Here is a 16,269-nt window from a genome sequence, read left to right on the forward strand (position 1 = left end):
CAAAACCTGTGCTTGCAATGATGATGCAATTTAAAGAGGTGGCTTCTGATAGTGGAGGTTTTCCGTAGGATCAGTGAATAGGGAAAAAATAACACTAAAAGGAGCTGCCAAATCGGCAGCTCCTTTTACATCTTAATAAATCGTCAAATGACGGTTCTTTCCTTTTAAAATCTGGAAGACACCATATAAAAACAATCCTACTGCAACGATTCCGAGAAGCCATTGTCCGAAAGGCTGCTGAGCGAGTTTGGATAACGCCCCGTCAAGTCCCTTCGTCTTATCCGGATCCGCCGTGATCGCAGTCTGGATGAAGAAGTATCCGATCAGCAGGAAGACGATCCCGCGTGAATATAATCCAAGTTTTCCTGTTTTTCGTCCAAGTTCCCATTCTTTTTCCGTCATTTCATGGCGTTTGAATTTATCGGTGTATTTTTCCGTATAAGCTTTATGAATTTCATATAGTGCGAATCCAATGATGATGAGTCCGACAATCCCGACGATCCATTGTCCGAAAGGCTGTGCCAATAATTTGGCTGACAGGGTCTGCTTGGAACCCGAACCGGATCCAGAGCTTTTGGCGTGCATAGCGATGGCAAAGGCGTTATAGGTTAAGGAACCATAGGCGATTCCGCTGATCAGATTGGCCAGTCTTCTGAACATGGACTTTCCGCCGTTATTTACATGTTCAGGATCTTTGATGACTTGAATGAGACGCCAAAGGACGATTCCGATCAAGCCCACTCCGAGGATCCAAAGAAGGACTTCCCCGAACGGCTTGCTGGCAACAGCCGTAAAAGCACCGCTCGAGTCCGATGTGCTTCCTCCTATCCCGAGTGCCGCCATCACAGCTAATGCCCCGATGAGCATATAGACGATTCCTCTTGAGATGTAACCGATTCGTGCAAATCCCTTGATCCAGGGCTTTATATCATTAGATGAAACGGATGAACTTTCATTGCTTTCCGTTGATGAAGTAATGGATGAGATTCCTGCCATGAACGCTTCTTCCTTTCTGATTCGAATTTCGTATGACTAATGTATGCTATTCCCTGAAAAACGACGACACAAACCTTTTTAACGAACAGTAAATCTTGGGGTGATTGAGATAATTTTGCCTTTTTTTCTTTAGGTTTTTTTTACGAAAAACCTATTTACAACCCCTGTGGAGAGGAGTAATATATCTATCATCAAATGAATATTCTTTATCGCTTAATTCAATTATTGAAGCGGGGGACCCACTAGTTTCAGGGGTGAATCCTTTCTATTGAAAGGTAGGGCCACTTCCATGACCCGAATCCGTCAGCTAACTCCGTAAGCGTATTGGGAGAGGATGATACTTGTGATCTGTTATGCATGACCACAGGCTTAGTTCCTGGTGGTCTTTTTGCGTTGTTTAATATGGTAGTAAAGTCAGGCAGTAATTGGTTAAGCTATAAAAAAGGTTTTGGAGGATTTCATCATGAAAAAGCAGTTTGCCGTTATTGGATTAGGGAGATTTGGAGGGAATCTGGTTCAGGAGCTGGCTGATCTGGATGTGGAAGTGTTGGCCATCGATATTCATCATGATGTCGTACAGCACTACATCGACATCGCCACCCACGCTGTGCAGGCCAATGCCATGGATGAGTCGGTTTTGAAATCACTTGGTTTAAGGAACTTCGATCATGTGATCGTATCCTTCGGGGATAATATCGAAGCAAGTATCCTCACCACGCTCCTTCTCAAGGAATTGGGGGTCAAGGAAGTGTGGGTGAAAGCATCGAATTCCTACCACCAGAAAGTACTGGACCGGATCGGTGCAGATAAGGTCATTCATCCGGAGCGGGACATGGCAAGAAGGATCGCTCATCATATCACGTCTGAAAAGATCATCGATTATATCGAGCTTTCAAAAGAACACAGCATCGTAGAGGTCTATGCTTCCAAGAAGGTAGCCAATAAAACGTTGAATGAGCTCGACGTCCGTGCGAAATTCGGCTGTAATATCATCGCCATCCATCGGGGGGAAGAAGTCATTGTCTCTCCTTCTGCCGACGAGGTGGTTGAAATAGAGGATCTTCTGATCGTCATAGGACACAACCGGGATATCAATCGATTTGAAAAAGAAGGTGTATAAAGATGAAGCAAAAGGTCATCCGGTTAAGTCCGCCGCAACTTCTTGTTGTGACCTTTCTATTTTTCATCATACTGGGAATGGGGCTCTTAAAGCTTCCTTTTGCCACCACTGAACAGATCTCATGGCTCGACGCATTGTTTACGACCACTTCCGCCATGACGGTGACGGGGCTTGCCGTGGTGGATACGGGAGGGGCCTTCACTCTGTTCGGGGAAGTGGTCGTCATGAGCCTGATCCAGATCGGAGGGCTCGGGATCATGTCCTTCGCGGTTTTGATTTTCATGATGCTTGGGAAGAAGATCGGCTTCAAAGAACGGTTACTCCTGCAACAGGCACTGAATCAGACTTCCGTAGGCGGGGTCATCAAGCTTGTGAAATATTTATTTATTTTTTCCTTTATCGTTGAGGGTTTTGCCGTTCTCTTATTAGCGACGGAATGGGTGCCGGAGTTTGGTTGGAAACGGGGCTTGTATGTCAGTATCTTTCACTCTATATCTGCGTTCAACAATGCCGGTTTTTCCCTGTTTTCCGACAGTCTGATGGGATATGTGGGAAGTCCGATCATCAACCTGACCATTTCGTTCCTATTTATATTAGGGGGGATCGGGTTCACGGTTTTGGTTGATTTATGGAAATCGAAAACGATCCGTCAATTATCCCTCCACACAAAAATCATGGTTATTGGAACCTTCCTGATCAATGTCATCGCCTTCATGATGATATTCGTGTTGGAATTCAATAACCCGAACACCCTGGCTCAGCTGTCGCTTTCCGATAAGATATTCGCTTCCTACTTTCAAGCGGTCACCCCCCGTACAGCGGGATTCAACTCCCTTGATTACGGAAACATGGAGCGTTCCACGCTGCTCTTTACGATTTTATTAATGTTTATAGGAGCCGGAAGTGCCTCCACAGGCGGGGGGATCAAGCTGACAACCTTTGTGGTCATCTCATTGAGTATGATTGCCTTTTTAAAAGAAAAAAAAGAAATTCGGATTTTCAGGCGTACAATTGATCAAGCTCATATTTTCAAAGCTTTGGCTCTGTCGATGATCAGTGTGCTGCTGGTGTTCACCGCGCTTTTTTTCCTGGAAATGACGGAACATGATGCATCGTTCCTGTCCCTTGTGTTTGAAGTGGTGTCTGCCTTCGGTACGGTGGGCTTGTCCATGGGGATTACGGGTTCCCTTTCTGCGATTGGAAAGTGGATTATCATCGTTGTGATGTTCGCAGGTAAACTCGGACCCCTTACACTTGCGTTCTCCCTGTCACGACCTGACAAAGAGAAGATCCGGTATCCGAAAGAAGATATATTAACAGGTTAAAAAGAATAAAATCGGCTTGTCCGTTTTACCTTTATTGGGTGAAGCGGGGAAGTCGATTTTTTTATAAAACCAGCAAGAATTCATCCATGACCACGCATGAGGCTAAAAACCATCTTATTAAGCGTTTTCATCATGGGTTACTGACATTGACGAAAGCGTTGCACGGGATTATACTGTTGAAAAATTCTGAACTTTTGGTGGTGCTATTGTTGAAGCGTGTGTATAACTTTTCTGCTGGTCCTGCTGTGTTGCCTGAGCCCGTGTTAAAGAAGGTTCAAGATGAATTATTGAATTATCGGGAAACGGGCATGTCCGTGATGGAATTGAGTCATCGGTCTGCCCCTTTCCAAAATATAATAGAAGAAGCACAAGGCTTACTCCGTGAACTGCTTTCGATTCCTGACGATTATAGAGTTGTCTTCATGCAGGGGGGAGCTTCCCTTCAGTTCTCCATGATTCCTCTTAATCTTCTCGGTGAAGGACAGGGAGCGGATTACATCGTGACAGGAAGCTGGTCGAAGAAAGCCGTTAAAGAGGCGGAGAAAGTCGGGGATATCCGAACGCTGTCTCTCAAAGAACCCTTTGAGATCCCGGTCTATACACCAGAAGATTTTTCACCGGAATCAAGCTATGTACATATCACATCTAATAATACAATCGAAGGGACACGGTTTCATAAATACCCTGATACAGGGCGTATTCCCCTTATAGCCGACATGTCATCCCATATCCTGTCTGAAAAAATAGATGTTTCCTCTTTCGGGCTCATTTATGCCGGTGCCCAGAAGAACCTTGGTCCATCCGGTGTGACCGTGGCCATCATTCGCGACAGTCTGATCGGGAAGGCACCCGATACTTGTCCGACCATGATGAACTACGAAACATATGTGAAGCATGATTCTCTCTTCAATACGCCACCGACCTTTTCCATCTACGTTCTGAAACTAGTACTGGAATGGGTGAAAGAGAACGGGGGAGTGGAAGGGATGCAGGAGCATAATGAGAGGAAAGCTGCCCTTCTTTACAACTGTATTGATGAATCATCATTATTTCACAATCCCGTACCGGAGAAAAATCGTTCCTTGATGAACATTCCTTTTTCGACGGGCAATGATGAACTGGATGCGGATTTTTTAAAGGGAGCCAAAGCGGAGGGGTTTGAATTTTTAAAAGGTCACCGATCCGTTGGTGGAATGAGGGCGAGTCTTTACAATGCCATGCCACTTGAAGGAGTGAAGTCGCTGGTCGATTTCATGAAAAAATTTGAATCTGATCGAGGAGGATGTTGAGAATGATTTCAATCAATACGTACAACGCCATCAGTCAAAGCGGATTATCACTGATCGAGGACGACCTGAACTATCATTTGAATGGAAACGGGGACCCGGATGGAATCCTCGTCAGATCGAAAAACCTTCATGATTACGATTTCCCCGCTTCCGTCAAGGCCATTGCCCGTGCAGGAGCGGGAGTCAATAATATCCCCATCGATCTCTGTACGGAAAAGGGGATTGTCGTTTTCAATACACCCGGGGCCAATGCGAATGCCGTAAAGGAGCTGGTCCTTGCCAATCTGATTGCTTCCTCCCGTAATCTGTATTCTGCCGTAGGCTGGACAAACTCGTTAAGAGATTCGGAAGGTGATGTCCCGGGTGTCGTGGAAGCGAAGAAAAAGGAATTCGTAGGAAGTGAAATCAAAGGCAAGAAGCTCGGGGTCGTAGGCTTGGGGGCGATCGGTGTCCTCGTCGCCAACGATGCCCTTGCCCTCGGGATGGATGTAGTCGCTTACGATCCATTTATCTCCGTCGATGCTGCATGGCGTTTATCCCAGGATGTGAAGCGGGCTCATCAGATTGAAGAAGTGTGGGCAGAATGTGATTTCGTTACGCTGCACATCCCTCTCACGGACAAAACGGCAAGCTTTGTAAGCGAAGGTGCCTTTGGGAAAATGAAAAAAGGAATGACGATCCTGAACTTTTCAAGGGGTGAGCTGGTGGAAGAAGATGCCATGGCCGCTGCATTGGAATCAGGAATCGTGCGAAAATATGTGACGGATTTTCCGAATGAAAAGGTCCTTGCCATGAAAAATGTCGTGCCGGTCCCTCATCTAGGTGCTTCTACCGTCGAATCGGAAGAAAACTGTGCCATCATGGCCACCAAACAGCTGAAAACCTATCTTGAAACCGGGAATATCAAGCATGCCGTCAACCTCCCGGACGTCGAGCTTCCGTACAGCGGAAAGATGAGAGTGACGGTCATGCATCAGAACATCCCGAACATGGTGGGGCAAATCGCCACGGTCCTCTCAGGTTACGCAGTCAACATCGCCGATATGATCAACCGCAGTAAGAACACGTGGGCATACACCATGATCGACCTTGACCAGAAATTGGCGGACGATGAACAGGCCGAAGTGAAACAAAAAATGAAGAACATCACCGGCGTCGTTTCCGTGCGTCTCATATAAAGTGAAAAACACTCCCTCGCGTGATGAGGGAGTGTTTTTATCAACCTTACTATCTTAAAAAAATGTGGACAGGCAATCCTCACGTATCATTCCTCCGTAAAATACCATATTAGTAAGAGAAGTAGAAAAGGATAAGCCACCAATCGTTGCATCGGCCGACTCTCCTTGATACTATTTTCATAAAATAAAGATAATCAGTGAGAGGAGAATACCATGGGAATTCATCATTATTTTAAAAGCTTATCAGACCTCGAGACGCTCATCCGCTGTCCGGGTCGCTTCAAATACCACGAGCATAATGTGGCCAGCCATTCCTTTAAAGTAACAAAAATCGCCCAGTTTCTTGGGACGGTGGAGGAACAGAACGGAAAAGAACTGGATTGGAAAGCCCTCTATGAAAAAGCATTGAATCATGATTATGCAGAACTGTTCACCGGAGATATCAAAACACCTGTGAAATATGCTTCGGGAAAATTACGGGAGCTCTTCAGCCAGGTGGAGGATCAGATGGTGAATAAATTCATCACAACGGAGTTCCCGCCGCAATTCCAGGAAGTGTACCGGGAACGGTTTAAAGAGGGGAAGGATGAGACACTGGAAGGAAGGATTTTATCCGTCGCAGATAAAATCGACCTTTTATATGAGTCTTTTGGTGAAATCCAAAAAGGAAATCCTGAACCATTGTTTATTGAAATCTATCAGGAGGCACTGACCACCATCGTAAAATATAAGGACATGGATTGCGTTCAATACTTCTTAGAATACATCCTTCCTGATATGCTGTCCGAGAAATTCATCCCCCATCATGAGCTGAAAGAACGGACACAGAAACTGATCCGGGATGCTGAAGAATAAGAACCCCCTTTCCAGATAGGGGAAACTTCGGTAGAATATGTGTTATTCCCTTATTTACAAGGAGAGTTGAACGTGTCCAAAATTATTTTAGGCTTATTTTTACCGGGATTGCTTGTCGTTCTGTTCACACGGGTGACGTATAATCATTATGTCGGCTTGATCCTGACCGTTGCCCTCATAGCGGCTTCGGTGTCGAAGGGATATACGGACTCCTGGTTGCTCATAGTCATAGACGCGGCATCGCTCACCGCCGGATTCTGGTATAGTGACCGGATGATGAAAAAAGCGAAGAGAAGTGCATAGGCACGACAAAAAACAAGGCCATCCTTTTCGGACGGCCTTGTTTTTTTATCGTTTATGGTGATGCTGATGTTTGGGATTCTCCACAACATCCACATCTTCCGCTCTTACAAAGGCAAGACGGTGATTGAGGTGAATCAGATAAAATTCATCGTCTCCCCAGACGATCTTGTGGGTCGTCTCCGGATTGTACGTATAAACAGGTGCGCTGTAATAGCTTCCTTTCACTTTCTCGGTGGCGACATATTTCTGTCCCGGCGTGAGTGTATATTGAAGGACATCCATCCCTCTAACCGGAATGCCGTCAGGAAAGGCTTCTGCTTCGGGATAAGCCAATCCGTAAACAGGGATTTCTGTTTTCCCTTCTTTCGGAGTGATGACGATCCCTGAACCTTTTGTCGTGTTTTTTCCTTTTGGATTGTAGAACCACGCTTTTTGGGCTCCATACCAGATCGCTGTCCAGTCCCCTTGGTCTTCAGCCTTATAAAACGTTTGACCTGTTACGGCCTTATTTCCCCAATTCGACGCATCTAAAGGATGGGCATTCGGAAGTGCCGCGTCTTTGATAAGGGGAGCATCAAAGCTTGGTGCACTATACAGATAGACGAAGTTTGCCGATTGCTTTGGAACGGGCTCACCGGTCGGTGTCTGAAGATCCGGCATGTTCTTGTTGAAGTTTGGATTGATCTGAACTACGTCTTTTTGCTTTTTCCCCGACTCAAGTGGTGCCCCCAAAATCTTCATATAATGTGCCCAATCCCAGAATGGGCCCGGATCCCAGTGCATGGTGGACTGTCTGGCTGCGGATGTACCCGGCACTTCATCATGGGCGATGATATGATCCCGGTCCAATGGGATATTGTACTCCCTGGCCAGATGCTTTACTAAACGTGCGGAGGCATGATACAGCTGCTCGTTGTACCAGTCTGCCCCTTCAATGGCGATTCCTTCATGTTCGATCCCGATACTCTTCGAATTGAAATACCAGTTGCCCGCATGCCATGCTACATCTTTATTATCAATCATTTGAGTGATATCGCCATCTGAAGAGCGGATCACATAGTGGGCGGAAGCCTGGGTCGTTTCCCGCTGAAACACGGTTTTGGTTAGATCATAGCTGATTTCCGTATCGTGGAGGACGATGTACTTGATCTCCTGGTTATCATGTGGACGGTTGGCTTTGTCGTAGTTGCCGTAAGACCACTCATAGAATGTTCCGTCATGATTGATTTTCTTGTAAGCTGCCGGGACATAATGACAGGCAAGGCCTTTCGGACAATCGGCCTTGTTTTCTTCGCCGTCTGATTTTAAGTGTAATGGATTGATGGTTTCTTTATCGGGAGTGATCTGTTTTGGAGCGAGATGGATGGAAGAGCCATCCTCTGTCTGTTTCGCCGCTCCATTGTTGATCGTTTCATACACTCGATCGGCAAAATCCCTTGCTCCCGCCTCGTCGGAAGAACCACTGTATTTCGCCACGGCCCCGTACCAATCGTCAAGGCCCTTCGGCTTTTTACCGACCGTCTGATCCGCATATTTTGCAAGTAAGGCCGCAGCTCCGCGGATGTTTTGTTTTTGATCTTTTTTTAGATCCCCGGATGGGAGGGAGAGCAGGTCCGCCGCTGCGGTTAATGTGTGAAGGGAAGGATCTGAAAGAGAAATATCTGCTTGCTTCCCAGTTGGCACAACACCCTGCATGGGAGCGTCTTCTTTTCCTGATAGAAACATATGAAGCGGATTGTCCGATGTGTCAGGACCTTCCAAGTTGTCCACATTGACATCCGTCAGATGCATCAACCCGTAGCCGCCGGAAGCGCTTGGCTTACCGCCGTGATGCTCCCATAACGACATGTTATACCCCACTGCAAGGAGTATTTCAACGGGTACGTCAAATTCTTGAGCGGCTTGTCGGAATGCCTTCTGTAATTCGGATGAATCCACCGTGGCCGCACGTGCAATTCCTTGAGAAGAAAGGGATGGGGACAATGGTGTCATGGCGGAACCTAGTAAGAACCCCGTTAAACTGAGACTGCCTGCAACTTTCAACCATTTTGATTTTTTCATACATTCCTCCTGTGCTTATGTAGTTTAGCTGAATCTATTAAAAAGCTTATAGAATAATAGACTGAATAGTCAATCAATTATTGGATATATGCCTAGATGAATAATTCATGAAAGTGGAAATGAGGGGAGAAATGATTGAATTGTGGATAAAGAGTGAATTATGTGAATAACAAAGCATCTCCCATGGTTATTCACAGTTTGAAATCGAATACAGGGGATTTGTTCACAAGAAATTTGACGAAATGTGTATAAGATTACGTATTTTCCACAAGCAAAGCTAACTTATGCACATGGTTATACACAGGTTGTGCATAGAAATGTTCGAATGGTGTCGAAAAAAGATGGTCATAACTCTCGGCTCTGTCGAATGTAAAATTCTCAGCTGTTTCTTTCTCAAAATGGAAAGTTATCCACAGTGTTGATAGATTTGGAGGTCCGTCCCTCAAAAAGAAAAACGAACTTTTGTTCGCTTATTATTGGTTAATAAGGAAGGAAATGTGGTAGAATGTGTATAAATGAATGTGCAGTGTTTAAGATGGGTATAAGTAGGTAAATACAAGGTAGCAGTCCTTTATTATAGGAGGTTTCACGGTGAAAGATCAATTCGAGCTCAAATCCAAATATAAACCAGAGGGGGACCAGCCCCTTGCCATAGAGAAGCTGGTACAGGGCATAAATGAAGGAAAACGGCATCAAACGTTACTTGGGGCGACAGGGACAGGGAAGACCTTCACCGTCTCCAATGTGATCAAGCAGGTTGAAAAGCCGACCCTCATCATCGCCCATAATAAAACATTGGCGGGACAGCTCTACAGTGAATTCAAAGAGTTTTTCCCCGACAATGCCGTTGAATATTTTGTGAGTTACTATGATTATTATCAGCCGGAAGCATACGTTCCGCAAACGGATACCTTCATTGAAAAGGATGCCAGCATCAATGATGAAATCGATAAATTGAGACACTCTGCCACATCTTCCCTGTTTGAGCGGAAAGATGTCATCATCATTGCCAGCGTGTCCTGTATTTACGGTTTAGGTAATCCGGAAGAGTATCGTGAGCTCGTCCTATCCCTCAGGACCGGGATGGAAATTGAACGGAACCAATTGCTTCGCAAGCTTGTGGATATCCAATATGAACGAAATGACATCGACTTTCAGCGCGGGACTTTCCGTGTGCGCGGAGACGTCGTGGAAATTTTCCCGGCTTCCCGTGATGAACACTGTATGCGTGTGGAATTTTTCGGGGATGAAATCGACAGGATCCGTGAAGTGGATGCCCTCACCGGCGAAATCATGGGTGACCGTGATCATATCGCGATTTTCCCGGCTTCCCACTTCGTAACCCGTGAAGAGAAATTACAGGTTGCCATCAAGAATATTGAAAAAGAGCTGGAAGAACAGCTGGCGATCATGAAGGAAGAGAACAAGCTGCTGGAAGCTCAGCGGCTGGAACAGCGTACCCGCTATGACCTGGAAATGATGAGGGAGATGGGGTTCTGTTCAGGGATCGAGAACTATTCACGCCACCTGACATTAAGACCGGCAGGATCGACCCCCTATACGCTTCTGGACTATTTCCCTGATGACTTCCTGATCGTAGTGGATGAGTCCCATGTGACGCTTCCTCAGATCAGGGGAATGTTCAACGGGGACCAGGCACGTAAAAAAGTGCTCGTGGACCATGGATTCCGTCTGCCTTCAGCCATGGACAATCGTCCTCTTCGCTTTGAAGAGTTCGAAAAGAAAACCCAGCAGCTTCTCTACGTTTCAGCAACTCCCGGACCTTATGAGTTGGAGCATAGTCCTGAGATGGTCGAGCAGATCATCCGGCCGACGGGACTTCTTGATCCGGTCATCGAAGTGCGTCCGATTGAAGGGCAGATTGATGATCTCTTAGGTGAAATCAATGAACGGATCGAGAAAAACGAACGGGTTCTCGTGACGACGCTAACGAAGAAAATGTCAGAGGATCTTTCTGCCTACCTGAAGGAAATCGGGATCAAAGTTCAATACCTCCATTCTGAAATCAAGACGTTGGAGCGTATCGAGATCATCCGGGATCTGCGTTTGGGGAAATACGACGTGTTAGTCGGGATCAACTTACTCCGTGAAGGTCTGGATATACCTGAAGTGTCACTTGTCACCATATTAGATGCTGACAAAGAAGGCTTCCTGCGTTCGGAGCGTTCCCTGATCCAGACGATCGGACGTGCAGCCCGTAACAGTAACGGAAGAGTCATCATGTACGCAGACAAAATCACCGACTCCATGCAAAAAGCATTGGATGAAACCGAACGTCGCCGTACGATACAACAGGAATACAACGAAAAGCACGGCGTGACCCCGACGACGATTCAGAAAGAAATCAGGGATGTCATCCGGGCGACCCATGCCGCTGAAGAAGCAGGGGTTTATGAAGGAGAACAGACAAAGGTTTCGAAAATGTCTAAACCGGAGCGACAAAAACTTATTGCTAGCCTGGAAGTGGAAATGAAGGAAGCGGCCAAGGCACTGGACTTCGAACGTGCAGCACAGCTTCGTGATACCATTCTTGAGCTCAAGGCGGAAGGATGAACGAATTATGGCGCAGGATCAAATCATCGTACAAGGAGCAAGGGCTCATAATTTAAAAAATATAGATATCAACATCCCTAGGGATCAACTGGTCGTCTTGACCGGACTGTCTGGTTCGGGGAAATCTTCCCTTGCCTTTGATACCATTTATGCAGAGGGACAGAGACGATATGTCGAATCCCTTTCTGCTTATGCCCGTCAATTCCTCGGTCAGATGGATAAGCCAGATGTCGATGCCATCGAAGGGTTATCCCCGGCGATTTCCATCGATCAAAAAACGACGAGCCGCAATCCCCGTTCAACGGTTGGGACCGTAACGGAGATTTATGACTATCTTCGTCTGCTGTTTGCGAGGGTCGGAAAACCGATCTGTCCGAATCACGGGATCGAAATCACTTCCCAGACGATTGAACAGATGGTGGACAGGGTCCTTGAATATTCTGAAAGAACGAAGCTGCAAGTACTGGCACCCGTTGTTTCGGGCCGGAAAGGCACCCACGTAAAGACACTGGAAGACATCAAGAAGCAGGGGTTCGTACGTGTTCGCATCAATGGCGAGGTACAGGACCTTGGTGAAGAAATCTCATTGGAGAAAAATAAAAAGCACTCCATCGAAGTCATCATCGACCGTATCGTTGTGAAGGAAGGAGTGGCAGCCCGCCTCTCCGACTCCCTTGAAACGGCACTGAGACTGGCGGATGGTCAGGTGATCATCGATGTCATCGGGGAAGATGAGCTTCTATTCAGTGAACATCATGCCTGTCCATACTGTGGATTTTCCATCACGGAACTTGAGCCAAGGATGTTTTCGTTCAACAGTCCATTCGGGGCATGCCCAAGTTGTGACGGACTGGGGACCAAGCTTGAGGTGGATAAAGAACTCGTCATCCCCAATTGGGACCGTACCCTTGATGAGCATGCGATCGCCCCGTGGGAACCGACAAGTTCTCAATATTATCCATCCCTGTTGAAAGCGGTCTGTGACCATTATGAGATTCCCATGGACATCCCGGTAAAGGATATCCCGAAACATCAGATGGATAAGATCCTTTATGGATCCGGTAAGGATGAAATCTATTTCCGTTACGAGAACGATTTCGGCCAGGTCCGGGAGAACTATCTTCGTTTCGAAGGGGTCATTCCGAATGTGGAAAGACGCTACCGTGAAACGAGCTCGGATTATATCAGGGAGCAGATGGAAAAATACATGGCGCAGCAGGATTGTCCTGCCTGCAACGGCCATCGTTTGAAAGAAGAGAGCCTCGCCGTGAAGGTGGATTCCCTTCATATCGGCGAAGTGACAGCTTTTTCGATTGAAGAAGCAGAAGAGTTCTTCCAAAAACTCCAACTCTCCGAAAAAGATATGAAGATTGCCAACCTGATCCTCAGGGAAATCCGTGAACGACTTGGCTTCCTTGTAAATGTAGGTCTTGAATACCTGACACTCAGCCGTGCGGCAGGGACGCTTTCAGGCGGGGAGGCACAGCGGATTCGCCTGGCCACTCAGATCGGATCCCGTCTGACCGGGGTGCTATATATCCTGGATGAACCGTCCATCGGCTTGCATCAGCGGGATAATGATAGACTGATTGATACGTTAAAGAATATGCGTGAAATCGGTAATACGTTGATCGTTGTAGAGCATGATGAAGATACGATGATGGCGGCGGACTATCTGATTGATATCGGACCTGGAGCCGGGGTTCATGGTGGGGAAGTGGTTTCAGCCGGAACGCCACAGGAAGTGATGGATGATTCAAACTCATTGACCGGCCAGTATTTATCAGGGAAGAAATTCATCCCCCTTCCACAGGAAAGACGCAAGCCAGACGGCCGTTACCTGGAAATTGTGGGTGCGAAGGAAAACAACTTGAACAATGTCAAAGTCAAGCTTCCTTTAGGGATCTTCTCAGCTGTGACCGGGGTATCAGGATCAGGGAAGAGTACGCTGATCAATGAAATTCTCCACAAGTCACTGGCTCAAAAGCTTCATAACGCAAAATCAAAGCCTGGTGAGCATAAAGAAGTGAAGGGCATAGAGCATCTGGATAAAGTCATTGATATCGATCAATCACCGATCGGCCGTACGCCGAGGTCCAACCCGGCGACCTATACAGGTGTGTTCGACGATATCCGCGATGTCTTTGCCACCACAAACGAAGCAAAGGTCCGTGGTTATAAAAAAGGACGCTTCAGCTTTAACGTCAAGGGTGGCCGCTGTGAAGCATGTCGCGGAGACGGGATCATCAAGATTGAAATGCACTTCCTGCCGGATGTGTACGTGCCTTGTGAGGTTTGCCATGGAAAGCGGTACAACCGCGAAACCCTTGAAGTGAAATACAAAGATAAAAATATCTCCGACGTCCTTGAAATGACCGTCGAAGATGCAGTGAAATTCTTTGAAAACATCCCTAAGATCAAGCGTAAGCTGCAGACCATCTTTGATGTGGGTCTAGGCTACATCACATTGGGGCAGCCGGCCACCACGCTATCGGGCGGGGAAGCCCAGCGTGTGAAACTGGCGTCTGAATTGCATCGCCGTTCGACAGGCCGCTCTCTCTACATCCTTGATGAGCCGACGACTGGACTTCATGTCGATGACATCGCCCGTCTCCTTGTCGTCCTTCAACGACTCGTTGAAAACGGGGACACCGTCCTTGTCATCGAACACAATCTCGATGTCATCAAGGCAGCCGACTACCTTGTCGACCTTGGTCCGGAAGGCGGGGACAAAGGCGGCAAAATCGTCGCAACCGGCACCCCTGAAAAAGTGGCCGAAGTACAAGGCTCCTACACAGGGAAATACCTGAAACCGGTCCTTGAACGCGATCGTGAACGGATGAAAAAGAAAATCCGCGAAAAAGAAGAAGTCACCAATTAATCCAAAAGAGAGATGCATCGAGCATCTCTCTTTTACTTCATGCTCGCATCCAAACGGGGAATATAGAAAAACACCTCCCCATACCTACCCAAACTCAGCCTTCAGATGGAGTCTAGGCACACATCCCATATGAGAAAATAAGATTATAACAAATGCATTGAAACTTTTTGCCCAGCGTATCGTAAATAATAGTAGAGGAGATGATGAAGATGGAGACCAATAAGGTTCTGTCCGCTCTATGCTATTTTAGTATATTTTTTGCCGGCTTCCTTTTTCCCCTGATCGTCTATTTCGTATCAGACAATCCACACGTGAAAAAGGATGCCAAATCAGCGTTTTTATCTCACTTGTTACCGGTCGTAGCGGTTCCCCTTGTGTTCGCAGGTTTGGTTATGGATATGGGGGTTTTCGCAAGTGGGGCGGGGTTGCCTGTCTTTACCGTCATCATGATCGGTTTAGCCATATTACTTAGTGTTGTCGTGGTCATTTGGAATGTGTATAAGGGCATCAAAGTACTTTTATAATCAATAAAGGGGATGAAAGAGTATGAATGAAGAACGTAAACGCATTTTGGATATGTTGGAAAACGGAACGATATCGGCACAGGAAGCAGTGGCATTATTGGAAGCACTTGAAGAAAAGCCGCATGCATCTAAACCGAAAAAAGAGAAGGATTTCCTTGATGAGTTTGTATCAATTTTTCAAGACGAAAAAAAGGGTGAAAAAGAGCACTCATCCCATTCGGGGAACCCGAAAGATAAGCTCCTTGATTTCATGAATTCGGCCCTCTCTAAGATCAAGAATTTCGACTTCGACTTTCAATGGAATCAGTCGGTGGAATTGTCCCATGTCTACCAGCAGCCCAATACGGAGTTTGAAAAAATTGATATCGATGTGGCCAATGGGAAGGTGGAGATGATTCCATGGGATGGTGAGGAAGTTCGGGTGGAATGTGAAGCAAAGGTGTATCGCACGGAAGACCATGAAGAAGCTAGAAAGCAGTTTATGGAGAATACGTCGTTTGCCGTTGACGGGGATACGCTCTATTACTCGACGCAATTAAAGTGGATGAAGGTGGACTCCAAGCTATATATCCCGAAACACCAGTATAAAAGGATTTCTGTCCGTTTGTTCAACGGTGGGTTAAAAGCGGGGAATTTAGATGTTCAAGACCTCCGTGCCAAGGCAGCCAATGGGAAGATCCAGATCGACCGCCTGACTGCTAAGAAAGCGGAAGTCGAAACGTCCAACGGCGCGATCTCCATTTTGAACGCGAAAGCGGATCATGTGGAGGCAGAATCCATTAACGGCAAGGTGCACGTGGAAGGAGATATTTCGTACTCAGACGTTCAATCCCTGAATGGAAATATCGTATGTGCCCTGACCGGAGAGAAATCCGATACGGTACATGCAAAAACAGTGACGGGGAATATCGATTTGTATGTTCCTGAAAACATCAATATTTCCGGTGAAGCCAAATCGAATTTCGGTAGTTTCAAGGTCGAACTGCAGGGTATTGATGTATTAGAGGAAAAAAATGAAGTGGTACAGAAATCGATCCGTTTCAGCCGTAAGACGGATTCAGCGGATAAGCTTCATCTTTTTGCGGAAACAAAAGCGGGATCTGTCCTCATAAAAAAACATGAACAGAAGAATGTTAATAAGGACAACGCATAAGATGAGAAAG

12 protein-coding genes and 1 riboswitch are annotated in these 16,269 nt (G+C 46.5%); of the genes, 10 read left to right on the forward strand and 2 right to left on the reverse strand.

Features of this window, described 5'->3' with window-relative positions; genetic code table 11:
* Positions 1–132: 132 nt before the first annotated feature.
* A complete protein-coding gene (locus N5C46_RS17685; protein ID WP_261749631.1) occupies positions 133–996 on the reverse strand; it encodes a DUF1206 domain-containing protein in 864 nt (287 codons plus the stop codon).
* Between the two features lie 200 nt (positions 997–1,196).
* Positions 1,197–1,334: riboswitch (cyclic di-AMP (ydaO/yuaA leader) on the forward strand.
* 125 nt (positions 1,335–1,459) lie between these two features.
* Between N5C46_RS17685 and N5C46_RS17690 the strand changes: the two genes are divergently transcribed.
* The 6 genes from N5C46_RS17690 to N5C46_RS17715 all read left to right on the forward strand — a co-directional run bounded on the left by N5C46_RS17690 (position 1,460) and on the right by N5C46_RS17715 (position 7,066).
* Positions 1,460–2,116 carry a potassium channel family protein gene (locus N5C46_RS17690; protein WP_034764346.1) on the forward strand — a complete coding sequence of 219 codons (657 nt, stop codon included), beginning with the start codon at positions 1,460–1,462 and terminating at the stop codon, positions 2,114–2,116.
* A gap of 2 nt (positions 2,117–2,118) precedes the next feature.
* Positions 2,119–3,441 (forward strand): TrkH family potassium uptake protein, encoded by a 1,323-nt coding sequence (locus N5C46_RS17695; protein ID WP_261749632.1) that lies wholly within the window; start codon positions 2,119–2,121, stop codon positions 3,439–3,441.
* 209 nt (positions 3,442–3,650) lie between these two features.
* Positions 3,651–4,730 (forward strand): 3-phosphoserine/phosphohydroxythreonine transaminase, encoded by a 1,080-nt coding sequence (serC, locus tag N5C46_RS17700; protein ID WP_261749633.1) that lies wholly within the window; start codon positions 3,651–3,653, stop codon positions 4,728–4,730.
* A 2-nt stretch (positions 4,731–4,732) separates the two neighbouring features.
* The gene (locus tag N5C46_RS17705) at positions 4,733–5,908 is read left to right on the forward strand and encodes a phosphoglycerate dehydrogenase (RefSeq protein ID WP_261749634.1); all 1,176 of its coding nucleotides are present in this window, start codon (positions 4,733–4,735) and stop codon (positions 5,906–5,908) included.
* A gap of 213 nt (positions 5,909–6,121) precedes the next feature.
* Positions 6,122–6,763, forward strand: a complete 642-nt coding sequence (locus N5C46_RS17710; protein WP_261749635.1) for an HD domain-containing protein — start codon at positions 6,122–6,124, stop codon at positions 6,761–6,763.
* A 72-nt stretch (positions 6,764–6,835) separates the two neighbouring features.
* The gene (locus N5C46_RS17715; RefSeq protein ID WP_034764322.1) at positions 6,836–7,066 is read left to right on the forward strand and encodes a CsbA family protein; all 231 of its coding nucleotides are present in this window, start codon (positions 6,836–6,838) and stop codon (positions 7,064–7,066) included.
* A gap of 45 nt (positions 7,067–7,111) precedes the next feature.
* Here N5C46_RS17715 and N5C46_RS17720 read toward each other — a convergent pair whose 3' ends face one another.
* On the reverse strand, positions 7,112–9,127 hold the full coding sequence (locus tag N5C46_RS17720) for an N-acetylmuramoyl-L-alanine amidase (protein ID WP_261749636.1): 2,016 nt from the start codon (positions 9,125–9,127) through the stop codon (positions 7,112–7,114).
* 591 nt (positions 9,128–9,718) lie between these two features.
* Here N5C46_RS17720 and uvrB point away from each other — a divergent pair.
* The 4 genes from uvrB to N5C46_RS17740 all read left to right on the forward strand — a co-directional run bounded on the left by uvrB (position 9,719) and on the right by N5C46_RS17740 (position 16,259).
* Complete coding sequence (gene uvrB / locus N5C46_RS17725; protein WP_224521925.1) at positions 9,719–11,701, forward strand: excinuclease ABC subunit UvrB; 1,983 nt, start codon at positions 9,719–9,721, stop codon at positions 11,699–11,701.
* A gap of 7 nt (positions 11,702–11,708) precedes the next feature.
* Positions 11,709–14,582: an excinuclease ABC subunit UvrA gene (uvrA, locus tag N5C46_RS17730; RefSeq protein ID WP_261749637.1), complete on the forward strand. Its 2,874-nt coding sequence runs from the start codon at positions 11,709–11,711 to the stop codon at positions 14,580–14,582.
* Positions 14,583–14,791: 209 nt separating this feature from the next.
* Entirely contained in the window at positions 14,792–15,106 is a 315-nt protein-coding gene (locus N5C46_RS17735; RefSeq protein ID WP_261749638.1) for a magnetosome magnetite crystal formation protein family, read from the forward strand.
* Between the two features lie 22 nt (positions 15,107–15,128).
* The gene (locus tag N5C46_RS17740; protein ID WP_261749639.1) at positions 15,129–16,259 is read left to right on the forward strand and encodes a DUF4097 family beta strand repeat-containing protein; all 1,131 of its coding nucleotides are present in this window, start codon (positions 15,129–15,131) and stop codon (positions 16,257–16,259) included.
* Positions 16,260–16,269 lie beyond the last annotated feature (10 nt).

Origin of the sequence: Rossellomorea vietnamensis (genome assembly GCF_025398035.1) — a bacterium.
GTDB lineage: Bacteria > Bacillota > Bacilli > Bacillales > Bacillaceae_B > Rossellomorea > Rossellomorea vietnamensis_B.

Coding starts and splice junctions, on each gene's coding strand:
- N5C46_RS17740 (WP_261749639.1), top strand. CDS start 15,129: ATGAATGAAGAACGTAAACGCATTTTGGATATGTTGGAAAACGGAACG.
- N5C46_RS17685 (WP_261749631.1), bottom strand. CDS start 996: ATGGCAGGAATCTCATCCATTACTTCATCAACGGAAAGCAATGAAAGT.
- N5C46_RS17705 (WP_261749634.1), top strand. CDS start 4,733: ATGATTTCAATCAATACGTACAACGCCATCAGTCAAAGCGGATTATCA.
- uvrA (WP_261749637.1), top strand. CDS start 11,709: ATGGCGCAGGATCAAATCATCGTACAAGGAGCAAGGGCTCATAATTTA.
- N5C46_RS17695 (WP_261749632.1), top strand. CDS start 2,119: ATGAAGCAAAAGGTCATCCGGTTAAGTCCGCCGCAACTTCTTGTTGTG.
- N5C46_RS17735 (WP_261749638.1), top strand. CDS start 14,792: ATGGAGACCAATAAGGTTCTGTCCGCTCTATGCTATTTTAGTATATTT.
- N5C46_RS17690 (WP_034764346.1), top strand. CDS start 1,460: ATGAAAAAGCAGTTTGCCGTTATTGGATTAGGGAGATTTGGAGGGAAT.
- N5C46_RS17720 (WP_261749636.1), bottom strand. CDS start 9,127: ATGAAAAAATCAAAATGGTTGAAAGTTGCAGGCAGTCTCAGTTTAACG.
- N5C46_RS17710 (WP_261749635.1), top strand. CDS start 6,122: ATGGGAATTCATCATTATTTTAAAAGCTTATCAGACCTCGAGACGCTC.